16 protein-coding genes are annotated in these 20,520 nt (G+C 54.3%); 14 read left to right on the forward strand and 2 right to left on the reverse strand.

Annotated features, from left to right (window positions below; all coding sequences use genetic code 11):
• Nucleotides 1–194: 194 nt before the first annotated feature.
• The 13 genes from NSQ46_RS02330 to argH all read left to right on the forward strand — a co-directional run bounded on the left by NSQ46_RS02330 (nucleotide 195) and on the right by argH (nucleotide 16,764).
• Nucleotides 195–392 (forward strand): cold shock domain-containing protein, encoded by a 198-nt coding sequence (locus NSQ46_RS02330; protein WP_007132290.1) that lies wholly within the window; start codon nucleotides 195–197, stop codon nucleotides 390–392.
• Nucleotides 393–786: 394 nt separating this feature from the next.
• Complete coding sequence (gene raiA, locus NSQ46_RS02335) at nucleotides 787–1,350, forward strand: ribosome-associated translation inhibitor RaiA (RefSeq protein ID WP_007132289.1); 564 nt, start codon at nucleotides 787–789, stop codon at nucleotides 1,348–1,350.
• A 693-nt stretch (nucleotides 1,351–2,043) separates the two neighbouring features.
• Complete coding sequence (secA, locus tag NSQ46_RS02340; protein WP_251535742.1) at nucleotides 2,044–4,557, forward strand: preprotein translocase subunit SecA; 2,514 nt, start codon at nucleotides 2,044–2,046, stop codon at nucleotides 4,555–4,557.
• A 553-nt stretch (nucleotides 4,558–5,110) separates the two neighbouring features.
• A protein-coding gene (gene prfB / locus NSQ46_RS02345) for a peptide chain release factor 2 (protein ID WP_100085298.1) occupies nucleotides 5,111–6,224 on the forward strand; the annotation gives its coding sequence in 2 pieces (ribosomal slippage) (nucleotides 5,111–5,182 and nucleotides 5,184–6,224; 1,113 coding nt in all).
• 24 nt (nucleotides 6,225–6,248) lie between these two features.
• Nucleotides 6,249–7,154 (forward strand): YitT family protein, encoded by a 906-nt coding sequence (locus tag NSQ46_RS02350; RefSeq protein WP_341034790.1) that lies wholly within the window; start codon nucleotides 6,249–6,251, stop codon nucleotides 7,152–7,154.
• Between the two features lie 212 nt (nucleotides 7,155–7,366).
• A complete protein-coding gene (locus tag NSQ46_RS02355) occupies nucleotides 7,367–7,942 on the forward strand; it encodes a GNAT family protein (RefSeq protein WP_342576285.1) in 576 nt (191 codons plus the stop codon).
• A gap of 209 nt (nucleotides 7,943–8,151) precedes the next feature.
• The gene (argC, locus tag NSQ46_RS02360; protein WP_342576287.1) at nucleotides 8,152–9,204 is read left to right on the forward strand and encodes an N-acetyl-gamma-glutamyl-phosphate reductase; all 1,053 of its coding nucleotides are present in this window, start codon (nucleotides 8,152–8,154) and stop codon (nucleotides 9,202–9,204) included.
• Nucleotides 9,205–9,222: 18 nt separating this feature from the next.
• Nucleotides 9,223–10,449, forward strand: coding sequence for a bifunctional glutamate N-acetyltransferase/amino-acid acetyltransferase ArgJ (gene argJ / locus NSQ46_RS02365; protein WP_342576289.1), 1,227 nt, complete (start codon nucleotides 9,223–9,225; stop codon nucleotides 10,447–10,449).
• Between the two features lie 60 nt (nucleotides 10,450–10,509).
• Nucleotides 10,510–11,316, forward strand: a complete 807-nt coding sequence (gene argB / locus NSQ46_RS02370) for an acetylglutamate kinase (RefSeq protein ID WP_341035078.1) — start codon at nucleotides 10,510–10,512, stop codon at nucleotides 11,314–11,316.
• 190 nt (nucleotides 11,317–11,506) lie between these two features.
• Entirely contained in the window at nucleotides 11,507–12,745 is a 1,239-nt protein-coding gene (locus tag NSQ46_RS02375; protein ID WP_144878008.1) for an acetylornithine transaminase, read from the forward strand.
• Between the two features lie 52 nt (nucleotides 12,746–12,797).
• Nucleotides 12,798–13,754: an ornithine carbamoyltransferase gene (gene argF, locus NSQ46_RS02380; protein WP_342576290.1), complete on the forward strand. Its 957-nt coding sequence runs from the start codon at nucleotides 12,798–12,800 to the stop codon at nucleotides 13,752–13,754.
• A gap of 158 nt (nucleotides 13,755–13,912) precedes the next feature.
• Nucleotides 13,913–15,145, forward strand: a complete 1,233-nt coding sequence (locus NSQ46_RS02385; protein ID WP_342576292.1) for an argininosuccinate synthase — start codon at nucleotides 13,913–13,915, stop codon at nucleotides 15,143–15,145.
• Between the two features lie 203 nt (nucleotides 15,146–15,348).
• Nucleotides 15,349–16,764: an argininosuccinate lyase gene (argH, locus tag NSQ46_RS02390; RefSeq protein ID WP_007132278.1), complete on the forward strand. Its 1,416-nt coding sequence runs from the start codon at nucleotides 15,349–15,351 to the stop codon at nucleotides 16,762–16,764.
• 110 nt (nucleotides 16,765–16,874) lie between these two features.
• Here the strand turns inward: argH and NSQ46_RS02395 are convergent, their stop codons facing one another.
• Entirely contained in the window at nucleotides 16,875–17,651 is a 777-nt protein-coding gene (locus NSQ46_RS02395) for an alpha/beta hydrolase family protein (RefSeq protein ID WP_007132277.1), read from the reverse strand.
• 375 nt (nucleotides 17,652–18,026) lie between these two features.
• Here NSQ46_RS02395 and NSQ46_RS02400 point away from each other — a divergent pair, with 375 nt between their 5' ends.
• Complete coding sequence (locus NSQ46_RS02400; RefSeq protein ID WP_007132276.1) at nucleotides 18,027–18,755, forward strand: polymer-forming cytoskeletal protein; 729 nt, start codon at nucleotides 18,027–18,029, stop codon at nucleotides 18,753–18,755.
• Nucleotides 18,756–18,902: 147 nt separating this feature from the next.
• Here the strand turns inward: NSQ46_RS02400 and NSQ46_RS02405 are convergent, their stop codons facing one another.
• Nucleotides 18,903–20,348 carry a VanW family protein gene (locus tag NSQ46_RS02405; protein ID WP_007132275.1) on the reverse strand — a complete coding sequence of 482 codons (1,446 nt, stop codon included), beginning with the start codon at nucleotides 20,346–20,348 and terminating at the stop codon, nucleotides 18,903–18,905.
• Nucleotides 20,349–20,520 lie beyond the last annotated feature (172 nt).

Consider the following 20,520-nt stretch of genomic DNA (forward strand, 5'->3'; position numbering starts at 1 on the left):
TGGGTAATTATCGATAAAGCATTTTTCCGCAGTACCCACGAGCTCAGTGTTTAAGCCATGTCGACAAGATTAGACGTTTTCTTCAGCAGAAAACCGTCTTCAGGGCGATTGACACTAGTAAGGCCGGGTGCTATAGTCGGAAATGTGGACAATTAGTGTCACACTTTATTTGACAATGAAGGGAATGTTAGGGCATGCAAGGTAAAGTTAAATGGTTCAACGCAGAGAAAGGTTATGGCTTCATTGAGACTGAAGAAGGCGGCGACGTTTTCGTACACTTCTCCGCGATTCAATCTGAAGGCTTTAAGACGCTGGAAGAAGGACAATCCGTTGAATTCGAAATCGTTGAAGGTGCACGTGGCCCGCAAGCAGCTAACGTAATCAAATTATAATCATCCCGGCATAGCCGACCTACATAAACGGTATCGATGGTTAAGAATTGAATTCGCTAGCGAGGAGACTCCGGTAAATCCGGGGTCTTTTTCTTTTTGCGGGTAGCTGTTTGGTTCTTTGATGGCTTCAGAAGCGGCTATCCCTTCTGAACCGCGGACTTAACGTTGGGTGATGTGCGTTACATGGCGGTGGCCAGCTTAATGTCCTTTACCCGTGTTTAAATTCGATGAGAGGATGAGGATCTAGTCCCTAAAGGTCATTGAAACTGTCTTTTCTTATCCCGCAATGGAGTTCGCCATTGTTGCTCGAATATTTGTGCCGAAATTCACATATTTGTCTTTTTACACAGCGTTAACAAAATGGTATACTAAAGGTGCAAAGGAGGAGTGCCCTATGCAATTCAGTATTCGAGGTCAACAAATTGAAGTGACCGATGCTTTGAAGGACTATGTTGACAAGAAACTCAGCAGGCTTGATAAGTATTTTGAAGCACCCCCCACCTCTGAAGGATACGTTACATTGAGTGTCGTTCGAGGATTGCACACAGTGGAAGTGACCATTCCGCTCACAGGCGTGGTTCTGCGTGCGGAAGACCGAAGCGATGATATGTACGCTTCCATTGACGCTGTTGTGGACAAGTTGGAACGCCAGATTCGCAAGCACAAGACCAAGCTGAACCGAAAGATTAGGCAAGAGGGCGGCTTGAAGACGCTCGTTGCCGGGAACGGCGCAGCTACGGCGACTCAGACGGAAGTCGAGCAGGACGAGTATGAGGATCATTATGAAGTGGTCCGCACGAAGCGCTTCACGATGAAGCCGATGGACGTTGAGGAAGCGATTCTGCAGATGAACATGGTTGGTCATAATTTCTTCGTATTTTCCAACATTGACACACAGGAAGTAAATGTCGTCTACAAGCGCAATGACGGCAAGTACGGATTGATCGAGCGCGAGTAAGGCAAGGACGCGGGTCCCTGGGGCCAGCGGATGTTTACCTTGCAGCGACCGGAACGAATCATACTGAAAACGAATGAAACCTTTAAGCTGAAATGAACATGCAAGATGAGCCTTCACCCGCGGGTGGGGCTCTTTATTTGGTTGGAGGCCGTTCAGGGCTAAATAGGAACCCTCTTTTTGTCGATAATATTGAGTGGCTTTGTTTCGAAATCTGGCCGCGTTTAACGAATATATTTGTGGTTTAGTTACTAAATGGGCGCATGGTGTTTAGCCTTAAGCATGCTTCAATTTAGCTGTGGGTTCTTGCCTGTCATTTCGAATTTTCAAATATACAGATGTCCTGGTTCGCAGGGTTAATGTGAACGCCTTCGAATCAAGCAGGACCGGGTCGATGTCATCTGCCATGGGGTCAAAAGGACTGGGTAAATGCTCCACGCAACTTTTATGCATGCTGCTTCGTCTTATAAAGCAGGGATTCGCGCCAGACGAATGCGGGCAGCAGAAGCAGCAACTTGTTGCGGCATCCCTTACAAACTGTTACAATTTAGGCAAACCCTCATTCTTTGGGACAGGCTGTGAACCCTGCCAGGAATGGGACCATCATAAGGAATCAATGAATCGATTTCATCATTTAACCCTTTGGCATTTAATGAAGTTGATTCTATCACTTGTTTTGCACGAAAGGGGTTAACCATGCTAGGACTTGTCAAAAAGATTTTCGGCGACACCAATGAACGTGATGTCAAACGTCTCATGAAGACGGTCGATGTAATCAACAAAATGGAACCGGAATTTGAGGCGCTCTCAGACGAGCAGCTTAAAGCGAAAACCGAAGAGTTCCGTGCGCGGATCGAGAAAGGTGAGACGCCTGAGGAGTTGCTTCCTGAAGCGTTTGCGACAGTCCGCGAGGCTTCCAAACGGGTGCTCGGCAAGCGTCATTACGACGTGCAGCTGGTCGGCGGGATGGCCCTCCACGAAGGTAAAATTGCAGAAATGAAGACCGGTGAAGGTAAGACGCTTGTAGGTACCTTGCCGGTATACTTGAATGCCCTGCTTGGCAAAGGAGTTCACGTGGTTACCGTCAACGATTACTTGGCGCAGCGTGACAGCGAAGAGATGGGGCAGATATATAATTTCCTGGGCATGACGGTCGGGCTTAACCTGAGCGGCATGGAGCATCCGGAGAAACAGCATGCTTACGCCTGCGACATTACTTACGGAACGAACAATGAGTTCGGTTTCGACTACTTGCGGGACAACATGGTGCTGTACAAGGAACAGATGGTTCAGCGTCCGCTGTACTTCTGTATCATTGACGAAGTGGACTCCATCCTGATCGACGAAGCGCGTACGCCGCTGATTATTTCGGGTCAGGCGCAGAAATCCACCGAGCTGTACTATGCAGCTGACCGGTTCGTGAAGCGTCTCGTTCCGGAAGAGGACTACACGGTGGACATCAAGGTCAAATCCGTATCCCTTACGGAAAAAGGTGTGGCTACCGCAGAGCGTATCTTCGGTATCGACAACCTGTATGACCACAACCACGTTACGTTGAACCACCATATTGTGCAGGCATTGAAGGCCAATGTCATCATGCGCCGTGACGTTGACTACGTCGTGACGGACGATGAAGTGGTTATCGTCGACGAGTTTACGGGCCGCCTGATGGCCGGACGCCGTTATAGCGACGGTCTGCACCAGGCGATCGAAGCGAAGGAAGGCATCGAGGTACAGAACGAGAGCATGACCCTCGCGACCATCACCTTCCAGAACTACTTCCGGATGTACCGCAAGCTAGCGGGTATGACCGGTACGGCGAAGACGGAGGAAGAGGAGTTCAAGAAGATCTACGGTCTTGAAGTGCTTCAAATTCCAACGAACCGGCCGAACCAGCGGATTGATATGCCGGATGTGGTCTACAAGAGCGAGGAAGGCAAGTTCAGAGCGGTCGTGAACGAGATCGTCGAGCGCCATAAGAAAAATCAGCCGGTGCTCGTCGGTACCGTTTCGATCGAGAACTCCGAGCGACTGTCTGAAATGCTGAAGCGCAAAGGGGTTCAGCATAAAGTACTGAACGCGAAATACCATGCCGAGGAAGCCGAGATTATCTCGCGCGCTGGCCAGCCGGGAGCCGTTACCATCGCCACCAATATGGCGGGACGCGGTACGGATATTTTGCTGGGTGATGGCGTGCAAGATATCGGCGGTCTGCATATTATCGGTACCGAGCGCCATGAATCGCGCCGGATCGATAACCAGCTGCGCGGCCGTGCCGGCCGTCAGGGCGATCCGGGTTCTACGCAGTTCTATCTGTCCCTGGGCGATGAGCTGATGAAGCGTTTCGGTACGGACAACGTACTGAACATGATGGAACGGCTTGGCTTTGAAGAAGATCAGCCGATCGAGAGCAAGATGATCACCCGTGCGGTCGAATCCGCGCAGAAGCGGGTAGAAGGCAACAACTTCGACATGCGTAAGGTCGTCCTCCAGTATGACGACGTAATGAACCAACAGCGCGAAATCATTTACAAGCAGCGCCGGGAGATTCTGGAGTCCGAGGATATCAAACAGATCGTTGTCGATATGATCAAGCCGGTCATTGAGCGGGTTGTAGAGGCTCATTGCAGCGATGATATTCCGGAGAACTGGGATCTGCAGGACGTTGCCGATTACATCAACAGCAAGCTGCTGGACGAAGGCTCAGTTACGCGCGAAGATCTCTGGGGCAAGGAAGCCCAAGAGATTACCGATTATCTCTTTGAGCGTGTCATGCAGAAGTACGACGAGCGCGAGCAGGCGATCGGTCCGGAAATGGTACGCGAGTTCGAGAAGGTTATCGTGCTCCGCGCGGTAGACAGCAAGTGGATGGATCATATCGACGCGATGGATCAATTGCGTCAGGGTATCCACCTCCGTGCTTACGGCGGTACCGATCCGCTTCGCGAATACCAATTCGAGGGCTTTGAGATGTTTAACGCCATGATTGCGACGATCCAAGAGGAAGTCGCCACGTATATCATGAAGGCTCAAATCGCCACGAACCAGGAGCGCCAAGCAGTAGTGGACGAGAACAAGGTATCCACGAACAGCAGCAGCGAGCCTGCCGAGAAGCGTCCGGTTCAGGTCGGTGAACAGATCGGCCGCAACGATCCTTGCCCATGCGGCAGCGGCAAGAAATTCAAGCACTGCCATGGGCAGAACGCGTAACATTCGATATAGGACGAATTAAAGAGCGGGTAGCAGGACAAGGGAGTAAAATGATTTCGAAGAAGCGGCAGCGGTCGCCTTTGTGATCGGATTTCAACCTATGAATTCATTTGATCAAGAAATCCGAGAGCAACAGTGATCGTAGGAACATTTTACGTACTTGTCCCACATCCCGGTATAGTCAATCTTAAAGAATGGTAACTGCATATCATGCCGGACTTGTCGATGGACCGGCAATCATTGAACTCCCTTAAGAGCTGCTTGGGCAGTCGGGGTGGTGGCTAAGGCCATGACTCCAAAGCCCCGGCAGCGATTAAGGGAGTTTATCTGACATATCGACATCCCGGTTGAGAACACGGCACATGCTCCCATACGAGACGGCACATGCTCCCGTAACGACACGGCTGCTGAACGATTTGAGCTACAAAGCTTTTGCCTAGTCGCGTCATTCGGAAAGTAACAGCTAAATTTATCCTCCGAATGGAACGATTTCCCGATCGGAGAGGGTATACTAGAAGAAGATACGATGCAAAGACAGAAAGGACGAGGACTTATGATCGATCCAAGCGTAAAGCAGGACCTGCGTGAAATCAGCAAGAAACTAACCAATCTTAGGGGGTCTCTTTGACTTAGATCTCAAGCAGGAGTTAATCGAGAATTTTGAGGAGAAGATGGCGGCTCCGGATTTTTGGGACGACAATGAGAAGGCTCAGGGCATTATCTCGGAGATGAATGCGGTCAAATCCGCGGTGGATTCTTATCAGAAGCTGCAGCAGGACTATGACGATGCTGTGGTGATGATCGAGCTGGCGGATGAAGAGGGAGACGATTCCTTGGCCGGCGAGATTGGGGATACCATTAAGGAACTGGTCGGACGCGTGGAGGCGTTTGAGCTCCAGCTGCTGCTGAATCAGCCTTATGACAAAATGAATGCCATCCTCGAGCTGCATCCCGGCGCGGGCGGTACCGAGTCGCAGGACTGGGGCCAGATGCTGCACCGGATGTATACCCGATGGGCCGAGAAACGCGGCTTCAAGGTGGAGACGCTGGACTATCAGCCGGGTGATGAGGCAGGCATCAAGAGCGTAACGCTATTGATTAAAGGCTTTAATGCTTACGGCTATCTAAAGGCGGAAAAAGGCGTGCACCGACTCGTGCGCATCTCGCCATTCGATTCATCGGGACGCCGGCATACGTCGTTCGTATCCTGCGATGTCGTACCGGAAATTACCGATGACGTAGAGGTGGAAATCCGGACCGAGGATCTGAAGATCGATACGTACCGCGCAAGCGGCGCGGGCGGTCAGCACATCAACACGACCGACTCGGCCGTACGGATTACGCATATTCCGACTGGCGTCGTCGTAACATGCCAGAACGAACGCTCTCAGATCAAAAACCGCGAGCGCGCGATGACGATGCTCCGCTCCAAGCTCTATGAGCGCAAAATCGAGGAGCAGCAAAAGGAGCTGGCTGAAATCCGCGGTGAGCAGTCCGAAATCGCATGGGGCAGCCAGATCCGCTCGTACGTGTTCCATCCATACAGCATGGTGAAGGACCATCGCACCCAGGTGGAGACCGGGAACGTTGGCGCCGTGATGGACGGAGACCTGGATGCTTTTATCGACGGATATTTGCGCAGTCAAATCAAACAGGAAGTCGAATAGGCCGCGAGGAGAGATTTGAAGAACATGGCGCAGTCCGTTCGTAAACCATCCGCCAGCAAGAGAAGGCGGGAACCTATCATTCCGATCAACGGTCCGCTCCGTCAGACCGTCGATACGATCTTTATTATCGCCGGCTCCTTCATTATGGCGCTGGCGTTTAATCTGTTTTTCCTGCCGAACCATATTGCCTCGGGGGGCGTGTCCGGGTTATCCGTCCTTGTCCAAGCTTGGCTTGGCATTGAACCGGCTTTCACGCAGTGGGCGCTCAATATCCCGCTGCTGTTTCTCGCCTTCGGGCTGATCGGCCGCGAATATGGCGTCCGCTCCCTGCTGGGAAGCGTGGTGCTGCCGCTATTCGTGTTTTTGACCAAGGATTGGGTAATTCCGCTCTCTAATCCGCTGCTCGCCTCTATCTATGGAGGGATCGGCGTCGGCGTCGGCATGGGGCTCGTCTACCGCGGCCGCGGCTCGACAGGGGGACTCAGCATTGTCGCGCAGCTGCTGCACAAATACAGCGGGCTTGCATTTTCCTTATGCATCGTCATTCTGGATGCGATCGTCATTTCTTCGGCAGCCATGGTGCTGTCATTGGAGCAAGCGCTGTATGCATTAATCGGATTATATGTAACGGGCAAGGTGATTGATGCGATCGAGCTGGGCTTCAGCTTCACCAAGGTCGCTTACATTATCTCCGATCATACGGAGCCGATTACGAAGGCGATTTTGGAGGATCTCGACCGGGGCTTGACCAAGCTGACGGCTGAGGGCGGATATACCGGCGAACACCGGACCGTTCTTATGGTCGTCGTCGGCCAGAGCGAGATTCCCCGGCTGAAGACGGTGGTCCAATCGGTGGATCCGGATGCGTTTGTCATTATCCATAATGCACACGAGGTGCTGGGTGAAGGCTTTCGGAATATTAGAACCTAAATCATATAACATGATGCAAGAACGGCGCATGAGCGCCGTTCTTTTTTTATGGATATGGCTTGTTACCTTGTGCCGGTTCGTGGCCGTAACAGGTTCTATTCAGGAGCCTGGAAACTAAAGGCGGAGTCGAAATAACAAAAGGGAATTTTTTCTTTATTTTTCCGGGAAAGCGCCTATAATGGGAACTAATATCTTGGAGGAGGCTACGAAAGATGGGGATTGAACGGATCTATGCAAACTTGCCGGAGCTAGAAACCGACCGTCTGCGCTTGCGCAGAATATCCATGCGGGATGCGGAGGATATGTTCGCCTATGCCTCAAATGATGAGGTCGCCCAATACGTAACATGGGAAACTCATCGCTCGGTTGAGGACAGCAAGCAATTTATTCAATACATATTAGCCCAATATGCCAAGCACGACATCGCACCTTGGGGAATAGAACTGAAGGAGAATGGCAGGCTGGTTGGCACGGTCGATTTCGTGTGGTGGAAGCCTGAGCATCAAAGCGCGGAAATCGGCTATGTGCTTGCTCGGGAATATTGGGGCCGGGGGATCATGACCGAAGCGGCTTCCGCGCTCTTGAAGCTTGGTTTTGGCGAAATGGATCTGATTCGGGTCCAAGCCCGCTGCTTCGAGGAAAATATCGGCTCCCAGCGCGTCATGGAGAAGATCGGCATGCGTTATGAGGGGACACTGCGCAAAGCGATGAAGGTGAAGGACCGGCATTGGAATCTCAAAGTATTCTCGATATTAAAAGAAGAATATGAACGTGCGTCCGACTTATAGGGGGAGAGATTGACCCATTTCCAGCCAATTTATGAGAATCCATTGTATTTATATGAATACAGTCGTATAATAATACATATTTATGAGACGGATAATGGATTTGGAATCATGCAACCGTGCATAAGACCGCTTGATCAGGACGCTTACAAACAAGCAGGCGCCTTTCCACTTGCGGTCTATCGGATGTTCCGTGGGAGAGGGATGAGGATATGACAGACAACAAGCTGAGAGTTGCCATTGTAGGATCCACCGGTTATGGAGGCGTGGAGCTGATCCGATTGCTGCAGGCGCATCCTTACATCGAGATTACTTCGGTGATTTCATCATCGAGCAGAGGGGTCCCGATATCGGACGGATTCCCGCATTTGACGAATATTGTTGCGAAGAATCTGGATGGCGTTAATCCTGCGGAGATTGCGCAGGCTGCGGATCTTGTGTTCACGGCGACGCCTTCCGGCGTAAGCGCCAAGCTCGTTCCGGAGCTCCTAGCGGCAGGGCTGAAGGTTATCGACCTCTCGGGCGATTTCAGGCTGAAGGACGGTACTGCTTACGAGCAGTGGTATAAGCATCCGGCCCCTTCGTCCGAGCTTCTTGAAAAAGCCGTATACGGCTTGTGCGAGGTATTCGGAGACGAAGTGAAGGGCGTCGATTTCATTTCGAATCCCGGCTGCTACCCGACCGCTACGCTCCTTGGACTGATCCCGGCGATTAACGCCGGCTGGATTGACCCGGCCAGCTTGATCATCGACGCGAAGTCCGGCGTATCCGGGGCGGGACGGGGAACGAGCCTCATGACGCATTTTGCGGAAATCAATGAAAACTTCAAGGCCTACAAGGTCAACAAGCATCAGCATATCCCGGAGATCGAGCAGGTGCTCAGCCAAGTATTGGGCGAGCCCGTTACCGTTACCTTTACGACTCATCTCGTACCGATGACGCGCGGGATTATGAGCACGATGTATGCAACGCTCAAGGGATCGTATACCGAAGAGGACTTCATCGGATTGTATCGCGAGTACTATAAAGATCGCTCTTTTGTCCGCATTCGCGATAACGGCGTATGGCCGGCGACTAAAGAAGTTAGCGGCTCCAATTATTGCGACATCGGCTTTGCGGTGGATGCCCGAACGAACCGGTTGACCGTCATATCGGTCATCGACAATGTCGTGAAGGGCGCTGCCGGGCAGGCAATCCAGAATTTGAACCTGATGATGGGATGGGAGGAAAGCCTCGGTCTTACGTTTACGCCAGTGTATCCGTAACAGACGGGGGAGACGGACATGGGAGATAACTTATTTGCGATTTTGGAGGAAGGCACCATCGTGACGCCGAAAGGCTTCAAGGCTGCCGGTCTCCACTGCGGAATGAAGAAGACCGACCGCCACGATCTTGGCGCCATCGTATGCGAGGTGCCGGCTGTTGCGGCAGCTGTCTATACGACGAATGTATTTCAAGCGGCTCCGCTGAAGGTGACGCGGGAAAGCCTTGCGGACGGCAGGCTCCGCGCCATCGTGGTCAACAGCGGGAATGCCAATGCGTGCACAGGCAAGCAAGGTGAAGAGGATGCGTATACGATGCGTTCCCGGGCTGCCGCTGAGTTTGGCGTGGAGGAGAGCGACGTTGCGGTGGCGTCAACAGGCGTCATCGGCGAGCTGCTTAAGATGGACCGCGTGATTGCGGGCATCGAGGGCCTGCCGGGCCGTCTGAGCGGCGCTCGCGAAGGAGCGGAAGCCTTTAACCAAGCGATTCTGACAACGGATTTGGTGAAAAAAGAAGCCTGCGTAACCGTTTCGGTCGGCGGGGTGAACGTAACGATAGCCGGTTCGGCGAAAGGCTCCGGCATGATTCATCCGAACATGGCAACCATGCTCGGCTTCGTCACCACCGATGCGGTCATCGGGCAGGAAGCGCTGCAGCAGCTGCTTCGCCAGACGACCGATCTGACCTTTAATATGATTACCGTTGATGGGGACACGAGCACGAACGATATGCTGATTGCCATGGCCAGCGGTCTGGCCGGGCATGATGAACTATCGCCGGCGCACCCGGATTGGGAAGCTTTTGCTTCCGGCTTTCAATATGTGTGCCGGATGCTCGCGATGGCGATTGCCCGGGACGGCGAAGGGGCAACGCATTTGATCGAGGTCCATGTCGACGGAGCGGAGACCGACGAGGACGCCCAGGCCATTGCGAAGACGATTATCGGCTCCAGCCTGGTCAAATCGGCGGTGTTCGGCGCCGATGCCAACTGGGGACGTATCATTGCAGCCGTAGGGCGAGCCGGCCGGCCGGTCAATCCCGATACGGTTGATATTAAGATTGGGCCGATTTCGGTGCTGGAGCAGTCAAGGCCAGTGGCTTTTGACGAGGATGCAGCACTGGCCTATCTTCAGGGAGATACGGTGAATATCGAAGTGAAGCTCCATACTGGCAGTGGATCAGCCACCGCCTGGGGCTGCGACTTAACCTACGACTATGTACGGATCAATGCGGCTTACCGCACATAATACTTCAAGCAGTGACGGGAGGAGACGGATGTGAACAGCACGTTGAACCAGGAGGAGACCATGCCCGGCAAGAAGGCGGGCGGGGACATGTTTGTGATGAAGTGCGGCGGCAGCACGCTGGCCGCCCTGCCGGACAGCTTCTTTGAGGATTTGAAGGGATTGCAGGAGAAAGGAGTCCAGCCGGTGATTGTGCATGGCGGCGGGCCAGCGATCTCCGGAAACCTGGAGAAGCTGGGGATCGAGACCGAGTTCGTGAACGGTCTGCGCAAGACGACAGAGGACGTGCTGGATGTGGTGGAGATGGTGCTGGCCGGCACGATCAACAAACAGATCGTCCGCCGGATTCAGAGCGTCGGCGGCTCGGCCCTCGGCCTGTCCGGCTCCGACGGCGGCCTGATTGAAGCCCGGCCGGTTGCGAACAGCGCAGAGGTCGGCTGGGTTGGCGATGTCACGCATGTGAAGTCCTCCATCCTTAACGGCGTGATGGAGATGGGCTATATGCCCGTTGTAGCACCGATCGGCGTCGATGCCTCAGGGCAGCGCTACAACATTAACGCGGATACGGCAGCAGGCGCTGTCGCTTCTCATCTCGGCGTAGCCCGGATGATCGTCGTAACCGACGTGCCCGGCATTATGAAGAGTGCGGGCGGCGAGAAGCGGGTGCTGCCGACCGTTACGGTGCAGGAGATCGAGGATATGATCGGTACGGGTGAAATCTACGGCGGCATGATTCCGAAGGTCAGGGCAGCCATTGCCTGCATTCACGGCAAGGTGCGCGAGGTCGTCATTGTGGACGGCAGCGAGCCGAATGTGCTCAGCCGCGTAGTCGCAGGCGAAGTGCTCGGGACGCGCATTGTTCGGATGTAGCCGCCAACACCGTACGGATAGCTGAAGAATCACAATCATAGAACGGGGTCTTCGTAAGACCCCTTGAGCATCGGAAGGCCCGGCCGAATTCAAGATTCGATGCCGAGCTTACTTCTTGATTGGCTTCGTGATCAAAAGGCGTCTTTTTGAACTACCTCTTCAATTCATAAGTAAAGGAGTGTAACAGGTCATGGGGAAAGATGCACAAGGAAGCGGAAGCGCAGCGGCTAATGCGGCAGCGGGAGGCCATGAGAGCTCATTGTTTCAGACCTATGCGAGATACCCGCTCAGCCTCGTCAAAGGGGAAGGCAGCTGGTTGTGGGACGATCAAGGCAATAAATATTTGGACTTTATGGCCGGACTTGCGGTAACCAATCTCGGGCATGCCCCGGTTAAGGTGAAGGAGAAGCTGAAAGCCCAGCTGGATGAGCTGTGGCACGTCTCGAATCTGTTCCATATTCCGGGACAGGAAAAAGCAGCGGCGCTGCTGACCGCAAACACCTGCGCGGACGCGGTCTTCTTCTGCAACAGCGGCGCGGAGGCGAACGAAGCCGCGATCAAGCTGGCTCGCCGCTATCACCAGAAGGTGAAGGGCAGCGGCCGTAATGAAATCATTACCTTTACGCAGTCTTTCCACGGCCGGACGCTGGCCACGCTGACCGCTACGGGACAAGACAAGGTGAAGGAAGGCTTCCTTCCGCTCCCTGCCGGCTTCCTAAGCGTTCCGTTGCATGACCTGCCGGCGCTGGAAGCGGCGATTAACGACAACACCGCGGCCATCATGATCGAGATGGTGCAGGCCGAAGGCGGCGTGCATCCGGTCGAGCCGGAATTCCTCCAGGCCGTCACGGAGCTGTGCAAGCAGCACGGGCTGCTGCTCATCGTTGACGAGGTGCAGACCGGCATGGGCCGGACCGGCAAGCTGTTCGCGCATGAGCATTACGGCATCGAGCCGGATATTTTCACGGTAGCCAAGGGGCTTGGCTCCGGCTTCCCTGTCGGCGCGATGCTCGGGAAGGGCTATCTGCGCGATGCTTTTACGGCAGGCAGCCATGGATCGACCTTTGGCGGAACGCCGCTGGCAAGCGCGGTGGTAGCCGCTACGATCGAGGCGATGCTGGAAGACAACGTGCCTCAGCACGCAGCGGAAGCGGGCGAATACTTGACGGCTCAGCTGCAAGAGAAGCTCGCGGGAAATCCTTTTGTGAAAAGCATTCGCGGTAAAGGTCTTCTGATCGGCATTGAATGCGCGGAGCCGGTCGGCGAGCTGGTGCTGGAAGGGCAGCGCCGCGGACTGTTGTTCGTGACCGCAGGCCCGAATGTGATCCGCCTCCTTCCGAATTTGCTTGTCACACGGGAGGAAATCGATCAGGCGGTGTCAATCCTTATCGATATCATTCATGCCCATACGGCGGTTAACCAAGCATAGAAAGTCATGATACAATAGAAAAATACAGCAAACAGCAAGGAGGACAAGGGGTATGACCGCAAGCGGACAACTACAGGAAATCAGCTTGAAAGGCCGGGATATGATCGAATTGGACGAGTATTCCACCGAGGAGATCCAGTTTTTGCTGGACTCGGCGATCGAGCTAAAGCGTAAGCAGAAGAACGGAGAGGTGTACCAGCCGTTAAAGGGGAAGACGCTCGGACTTATTTTCGAGAAATCTTCGACAAGGACCCGGGTCTCCTTCGAGGTCGGCATGTTCCAATTGGGCGGCCATGCGCTCTTCTTGAGCAAGAACGATATTCAGCTCGGACGCGGGGAGCCGATCAGCGATATGGCACAGGTCATGTCCCGTTATCTGGATGGCATCATGATCCGAACCTTCGGGCACGACAATGTCATCAACCTCGCGAAGCATGCATCCATTCCGGTGATCAACGGCTTGAGCGACATGGCGCATCCTTGCCAGGTGCTGGCTGACCTGCAGACGGTGCTGGAGCATAAGGGCAAGCTGAAAGGGCTGAAAATGGCCTTTATCGGGGACGGCAACAATATGGCGCATTCCCTGCTGATCGGCGGAGCCAAGATGGGCATGCATGTGGCGGTAGCGAGCCCTGAGGGCTATACGCCGGATGAAGGCATTGTGAAGCTGAGCGAAGAGATTGCGGCGCAAACCGGTGGAAAAATCACGATCACGCATGATCCGATCGAAGCTGCCAAGGATGCCGATGTCATCTATACCGATGTATGGGCGAGCATGGGCTTTGAAGAGGAGCAAGCCGAACGGGAGGCTGCTTTTGCGGATTTTCAGGTGAACGAGGAGCTGGTCAAGGCGGCGAAGCCGGATTACTTGTTCCTGCACTGTTTGCCGGCCCATCGGGGCGAAGAGGTTAGCGAAGGCGTGATCGACGGCGCGAACTCCGTCATTTTTGATCAGGCCGAGAATCGGCTGCATGCGCAAAAGGCGTTAATGGTCGCATTAATGGCATAATAGAGGTTGTTCAAAAAGTCATCCTTGGATCATGAAGTGAGTCAACCCGAGTAATTCGGCATCGAATCTTGAAATACGAAGATTGGACCGCTTGTTGGTCTGGCTTTTTAATATCGCAAGAATAGGATTTGTTAGTTACAAGGAGAGGGAGTTTAACCATGGCAAAGCAAAAAATCGTATTGGCGTATTCCGGCGGTCTGGATACGTCCGTTATCCTCAAATGGCTCAAGGAAACGTATGACGCTGAAATCATTGCGTTCACGGCGGACATCGGCCAAAAAGAAGAGCTGGACGGCCTGGAGGAAAAAGCGCTCGCTACCGGCGCCTCCAAAGTATATATCGACGACCTGCGCGACGAGTTCGCTAAAGATTTCATCTTCCCGATGTTCCAAGCGGGAGCGATGTATGAAGGGCAATACCTGCTCGGAACAAGCATCGCGCGTCCCCTTATCGCCAAGCGCATGGTGGAGATTGCACGCGCGGAAGGCGCTACGGCGATCGCTCACGGGGCAACGGGCAAGGGCAATGACCAAGTGCGCTTCGAGCTCGGCGTAGCCGGACTCGCTCCTGACATTGATGTAATTGCGCCATGGCGCCTTGAGGAGTTCCGTAACTCCTTCCCGGGACGCGCCGAGATGATCGCATATGCGGAAGCGCACGGCATTCCGGTCACGGCTTCTGCGGCGAAATCGTATTCGATGGACCGCAACCTGCTTCATATCAGCTACGAGAGCGGCGTGCTGGAAGATCCTTGGTTTGACGCAAGCGCGGAGGCAAGCAAGGACATGTATCTGCTCAGCGTGTCGCCTGAGGATGCGCCGGATGAGGCGGAATACCTGGAGCTGGAATTCAAGCAGGGCAATGTCGTTGCCCTCAACGGCGAGGCGATGAGCCCGCTGCAGGTGATGGAGAAGCTCAACGAGCTTGGCGGCAAGCACGGCATCGGCCGTGTCGACATGGTGGAGAACCGCTTCGTCGGCATGAAGAGCCGCGGCGTTTATGAGACGCCAGGCGGAACGATTCTGTTCACCGCCCATCGCAAAATGGAGTCCATCACCATGGACCGCGAAGTGATGAACCTGCGCGACAGCCTGATCACCCGTTACAGCACGCTCGTGTACAACGGCCTCTGGTTTGCGCCGGAGCGTTTGGCGCTGCAGGCGCTGGTGACGGAGAGCCAGAAGAACGTCACCGGCACGGTGCGCGTGAAGCTGTACAAGGGCAATGTGATCGGCGCCGGCGTGAAGAGTCCGGTCAGCTTGTACAATCCGGATATCGCCACGATGGAGGCCGATCCAACGCAAGCCTATGATCAAGGCGATGCCACCGGCTTTATCCGCCTGAACGCGCTGCGGCTGAAAGTGGCGGCGGGCGTAAACCAGAATCAGTAAGCCATCCAGTTCAAAAGTTCATTATATAAAATGCAAGCAAGATAAGCATTGTAAGCCACGCAAAGCTATGCAAGTAATGAAGGGGCTGAAGGCCGTTTTCATGCTTGGGATTCGCGAACAGGAGCAGCCTTTAAGCAGGTGCTCTTGCTGCCATCCCCGGCGGGAAGCGGCCCTCTGCCTTCAAACAGAGAGGGGCAAGTGTTGTGAGCAAGTTATGGGGCGGACGTTTTACGAAGCAGACCAACGCGCTGGTGGAGGAGTACACGGCTTCCATCGGTTTTGACAAGCAGCTGGCGGAGGAGGACATCCAGGGCAGTCTGGCGCATGTATCCATGCTGGGCAAGTGCGGCATCGTGCCGGCCGAGGATGTGGAGACGATCAAAGCGGGCTTGAATAAAGTGCTTGAGCGCATCCGCGAAGGAAGCATCGAGTTCTCGGTTTCGGACGAGGACATTCATATGAATATCGAGAAAAATCTCATTGAGGAAGTCGGGCCGGTCGGGGGGAAACTCCATACCGGACGAAGCCGGAACGACCAGGTAGCGACCGATATGCATCTGTACCTGCGCAACCGTGTCGTTGCGCTGACCGGCATGCTGCATGAGCTGCAGACGGCGCTGATCGGACAGGCCAAGGACAATCTGGATACGATCATTCCGGGATATACGCATCTGCAGCGGGCGCAGCCGATTCTGTTCGCCCATCATCTGATGGCGTACGTGTCGATGTTCCAGCGCGATATCGACCGGTTGATCGACAGCTACAAACGGATCAATATCTTGCCGCTGGGCGCCGGAGCGCTTGCCGGTACGACGTTCCCGATCGACCGCCACTATGTCGCCGAGCAGCTCGGCTTCGACGGCGTGTACGAGAACAGCTTGGATGCGGTCAGCGATCGCGACTTCATTCTTGAATTTTTGGCGGACGCCTCGATCATCATGATGCATCTGTCCCGCTTAAGCGAAGAGCTGGTGCTGTGGAGCAGCACGGAGTTTAATTTCATTGAGCTTGACGACGCATTCTGCACCGGCAGCAGCATTATGCCGCAGAAGAAGAATCCGGACGTGCCGGAGCTGGTTCGCGGCAAAACCGGACGCGTATACGGCAATCTGATGGGCCTGCTCACCGTGCTGAAGTCGCTTCCGCTTGCTTACAACAAGGACATGCAAGAGGACAAGGAAGGCATGTTCGATACGGTAGCCACGCTGGAAGGCGCGCTGCAGCTGTTCGCGCCGATGATTGCCACGATGAAGGTCAACAAGGGGCGCATGCGCGAAGCGGTAAATACGGACTTCTCGAATGCGACGGATATCGCGGATTTCTTGGTCGGCAAGGGATTGCCGTTCCGGCAGGCGCACGAGGTGATCGGCAAAACGGTGCTGTACTGCATCCAGAATAACAAATATTTGCTGGACCTGACGCTGGAGGAATTCCGTCAGTTCTCGGAGCTGTTCGATGACAGCATTTACGGCGTTCTGCAGCCCGAGACGGTGGTTAACGCCCGTAACGTATACGGCGGCACGGGAACCGCTCAGGTGAAGGATGCGATCGAGCGCAGCGTGAAGCTGCTGCAGGCGACCGAGGAATGGCTTGCCCTTCGGCAAGGCAATGTGGAGTAATCCCATCAGCTGAATACATGCAATAACGAAAAAAATGCACTCATGGAGCGAAAGCGCCGGCTGCAGCCGCAGCGGCCCTCGCTCAAGAGTGCATCTTTTTTTACTTGGGTTTACTTTTTCAGAGGGAGCCACTTTAACACATCTTGAATATGGGTGTCCCAGTAGCCCCAATCATGACCGCCCGGCCCTTCCTGATAGGTGTAATCCAGTGAGGTCTGCTCGCAGACCTGGCGGAAGGCCTGATTATCCTCATACAGGAAGTCCTCGGTTCCGCAGGACTGGTACAGCATCGGCTTCGGTCCATCGCCGGCGTCAACCTTGCGCACCAAATGCAGCAAGTCGTCGTCCGTTCCGGAGATGTCGCGGTCCCCGTAGATGAGCCTGTTGTCATAGAGCCGGTCCTCGGCAGGACCGATCCGGCTTACCATATCAAGCGCACCGGACAGGCTTGCAGCCGCCGCGAACGTTTCCGGGCAGCGAAGTCCGAGCTTGAATGCACCGTAACCGCCCATCGACAGGCCGGCGACAAAATTATCCTCTCTGGCATGGGATAACGGGAAGAAGGAGCGGGCGAGAGCCGGCAGCTCCTCGCTGATGAAGGTCCAGTATTTGCCGCCGTGCTCCATGTCGGTATAGAAGCTGCGGTGTACCTGCGGCATGACGACCGCTAATCCCATGGAGGCCACATAGCGCTCAATAGAGGTGCGGCGAAGCCAGATCGAATCGTCATCGGACAAGCCGTGCAGAAGGTACAGCGTTGGATGCAGGCCGCTGCCTGCCGTATTGGTCATGCCAATCTGTGCGGAGGTCTGCTGCGGCAAGATGACGGTCATGGACGTGCTGAGCCCAAGCACCTCGGAGAAGAAATGACATTGAATCAAAGCCATGGTATGTATCCCCTTTCATCATCAGGATCAGAAATAGCTAATGCGTTTACATATGGGATCATATCATAATTTAGCAGGCTTCAGCTGTAAAATTTCCCGGCCATTCGTTTTAACGCCTCGGTCTCAAGACCGAGGAAAGATTCAGCCATCAGGCGGTTTAGCGAGGGATGCTGTTGTGATAATCTACTAAGAGAACGGAGCTCGCCAGCGTAGAGCTGATGCTCCTTTTGTGATCCGGTAGAGGGTTCCGCCGACAAGGGTGGAATTCTTAATATAACGATAAAATAAAGATACGATTCGACGACTTATAATAACCGACTATAACGGCTATATAAGGTGATTTCACCCTATGTAATATATTGGAGGAGGGCTACCATGATACCCTATGAAGAGAAGCTGTCCGATCTGAAAATTGCCGGTACCGGGAATGCAACGGGCGGCCGGTACGGCAAAGTCCGCATCGACGGCTCGGGCCAAATCAACGGCGATATCGAATGCGTCGACTTGGTTGCGAACGGGAATATGAGCGTGAACGGCTCCTTGATGACGCAGAAGCTTCGCGTTAACGGATCCGGCACCGTTCATGGGGCCGTTGAGGCGGAAAGCCTAAATGTGGCCGGCAACTTGAACCTGAAGGATCAGCTGCGCAGCCGTTTCATCGAGATCGGGGGGCACTGCAGCATTCATGGCGATTCGGAATCCGAACGGCTCACGTTAAGCGGCAATCTCCGCGGACATGGCGATGTTCGGAGCGAATGGGCAGAGCTTAGAGGAAGCTTTAACATCAGCGGCCGGCTGCATCTTGGTAACGGAGATATCCGTCTATTCGGACGCTGCAAGGCCCTGGAGGTCATCGGCGACCGGATAACGGTGCGCCGGAAGGGCAAGCGGCTGTGGGAGATGCTGTCGTTCTCCTTAAGCGGGCCAAGGCTGGAGGCTCGGGTGATTGAGGGAGACGTTCTGGATTTGGAATACGTTGAAGCCGATATTGTTCGCGGTAACCGGGTTATTCTCGGCAAGGGATGCAAGGTGCGGCAGGTCGAGTTCCGGGATGAGCTGAGCCGGGATCCGGAAGCAGAGATCGGGACGGCGCACAGATTTTAAGCCGGCAAGACGGGCATGCTGAAATCATACGCGCTAGGGAACTGCCCCTTAGTAGATTTTTCTACTATGGGCAGTTCTTTTTTCATGTCCATAATCCCCCGCATGTACAGAAGAGTCCCGCATATCGCATGAAGTTAGTCCAGCATGTTAAGGCGCGGCTGTAATTCCGTCTTCCACCACTTCTTCCTTAGGCGTTTCGTTAGGTATCGGCATCCCGCCGTCATTGGTCGGATTGATGGCAACGATGCTGTCTTGGGCGCGGTACGTATCCGTGGAAATTTTAACGCGTTCCACAAGCTTGCCATTCACCTTTTTGGTCCGGTATGTTTCGACTACATAACCGGGCTTGCCCTGCTGAATGACCTGCTTGAAGCCTGGCGGCAGCGCTTTGTTGTGAATGATCTTTTCCGGCGATGGCAGCGTTTCGATCGTGGAGGATTCCAGTTCATAAACGGTATCTTCGGGAAAGGTTCCGAACATTTTGACCGTCAGCGCATCGTCCGATACTTCCGAGAGAATGAGCAGATGCTTCCCGGTGTTATTGCGGAACCGGAAGTTAATCGCCCCTTCGGCAAAGGTGGCATCCTGCCCCTTAGGCATATAGCTGACCGGCAGAGAGTGATTCCGGCGCTCGGTGATGTCAAGCCCGATCATGAGGGCGGCGTGATACACCGTGCTTGATACTTGGCAGATGCCGCCGCCGATTCCCGGCACGAGCTTGCCGTTTACGATAACAGGCGCTTCCTTGAAGCCGTATTCCTTCTTGGCGGTATCGATGACGTGCGCATAATTGAATTCATCGCCCGGCTTCAAGATCATGCCGTCTACCGCCTTGGCCGCCGCCGTTACGTTATGGACCCTTCCGGGCCCGCTGGCTCCAAGGCTTGTTGAGAACTCGACGATCTTACGCGCTATGCCTTCCGCCTGAAGCGACTCTAGCGTCACGGGGGGCTTCTCAAGGTTTAGAGGCAATTCCAGCACCAGCTCGGTGCCCGCCTGCTTCCCGGCCGCCGACAGGTCGCCCGGCAGCGCTGCCCCCAGCCGATCATATAACATGGCCCAATCGATGCGGTAAGCCGTCTTCTCCGGCATATATCTGACGATATCATCCTCGGAAATGCTCCGCACGGCATTGACGGGCTCTCCGAATCGCTCCTTCTCCCATTCCTCATTAAGCCGCTTCTTCAGCAGGTCCCGGTTCCACGCGGCGGAAATTTCCCATTCTGACCGAAAGTTTCGCCTGAACCACATCTGTTCCCATAAGGTGCCGGAGTTGTCCTGGAGCTTGCTTACACCCTCCCGGAACGATTCCGCATCATATTGAACTCCGGCCTCCTTCAGCGTAAAGGTCTCCGTCTTCCCCTTCAGCATGGCAGCCTGCAGCTTGACCTTCGTGCCGGCCAGGGCAGCCAGCCGCTGATCGAGCTCGGCCAGCACCTCATCGGCGGGCCTGCCGCCGACATCCCATCCGGACACGACAACCCCTTCAGGAAGCTCCTTCTGATTGACGTACAGGGTCAGCATGCCGAATCCTACGGAGAGGACCAGCACCAAACTGCTGACAATGATGAGACCAAGATGAATTTTTTTCATGCAAAACCACCCTCTTAACTTCGTATTGGCCGACGTTCATGCGCTTGTTCATGTATATGTCACGATGGGGATAAACTTTCGGGTACTCAAAAGGTAACAAATTTGTTACAATAGGTGGTGTTGTGAGGATTTTTCAGGAATTTTAAAGGAATTCAATGGAAGCTGTCGAAAT

The organism is Paenibacillus sp. FSL M8-0142 (assembly GCF_038597315.1).
Taxonomy (GTDB): domain Bacteria; phylum Bacillota; class Bacilli; order Paenibacillales; family Paenibacillaceae; genus Paenibacillus_AQ; species Paenibacillus_AQ lactis.

What these genes read in the sequence shown, in the direction of transcription:
- NSQ46_RS02330 (WP_007132290.1), top strand. Translation starts at nt 195, where the DNA reads ATGCAAGGTAAAGTTAAATGGTTCAACGCAGAGAAAGGTTATGGCTTC.
- raiA (WP_007132289.1), top strand. Translation starts at nt 787, where the DNA reads ATGCAATTCAGTATTCGAGGTCAACAAATTGAAGTGACCGATGCTTTG.
- secA (WP_251535742.1), top strand. Translation starts at nt 2,044, where the DNA reads ATGCTAGGACTTGTCAAAAAGATTTTCGGCGACACCAATGAACGTGAT.
- NSQ46_RS02350 (WP_341034790.1), top strand. Translation starts at nt 6,249, where the DNA reads ATGGCGCAGTCCGTTCGTAAACCATCCGCCAGCAAGAGAAGGCGGGAA.
- NSQ46_RS02355 (WP_342576285.1), top strand. Translation starts at nt 7,367, where the DNA reads ATGGGGATTGAACGGATCTATGCAAACTTGCCGGAGCTAGAAACCGAC.
- argC (WP_342576287.1), top strand. Translation starts at nt 8,152, where the DNA reads ATGACAGACAACAAGCTGAGAGTTGCCATTGTAGGATCCACCGGTTAT.
- argJ (WP_342576289.1), top strand. Translation starts at nt 9,223, where the DNA reads ATGGGAGATAACTTATTTGCGATTTTGGAGGAAGGCACCATCGTGACG.
- argB (WP_341035078.1), top strand. Translation starts at nt 10,510, where the DNA reads ATGCCCGGCAAGAAGGCGGGCGGGGACATGTTTGTGATGAAGTGCGGC.
- NSQ46_RS02375 (WP_144878008.1), top strand. Translation starts at nt 11,507, where the DNA reads ATGGGGAAAGATGCACAAGGAAGCGGAAGCGCAGCGGCTAATGCGGCA.
- argF (WP_342576290.1), top strand. Translation starts at nt 12,798, where the DNA reads ATGACCGCAAGCGGACAACTACAGGAAATCAGCTTGAAAGGCCGGGAT.
- NSQ46_RS02385 (WP_342576292.1), top strand. Translation starts at nt 13,913, where the DNA reads ATGGCAAAGCAAAAAATCGTATTGGCGTATTCCGGCGGTCTGGATACG.
- NSQ46_RS02395 (WP_007132277.1), bottom strand. Translation starts at nt 17,651, where the DNA reads ATGGCTTTGATTCAATGTCATTTCTTCTCCGAGGTGCTTGGGCTCAGC.
- NSQ46_RS02400 (WP_007132276.1), top strand. Translation starts at nt 18,027, where the DNA reads ATGATACCCTATGAAGAGAAGCTGTCCGATCTGAAAATTGCCGGTACC.
- NSQ46_RS02405 (WP_007132275.1), bottom strand. Translation starts at nt 20,348, where the DNA reads ATGAAAAAAATTCATCTTGGTCTCATCATTGTCAGCAGTTTGGTGCTG.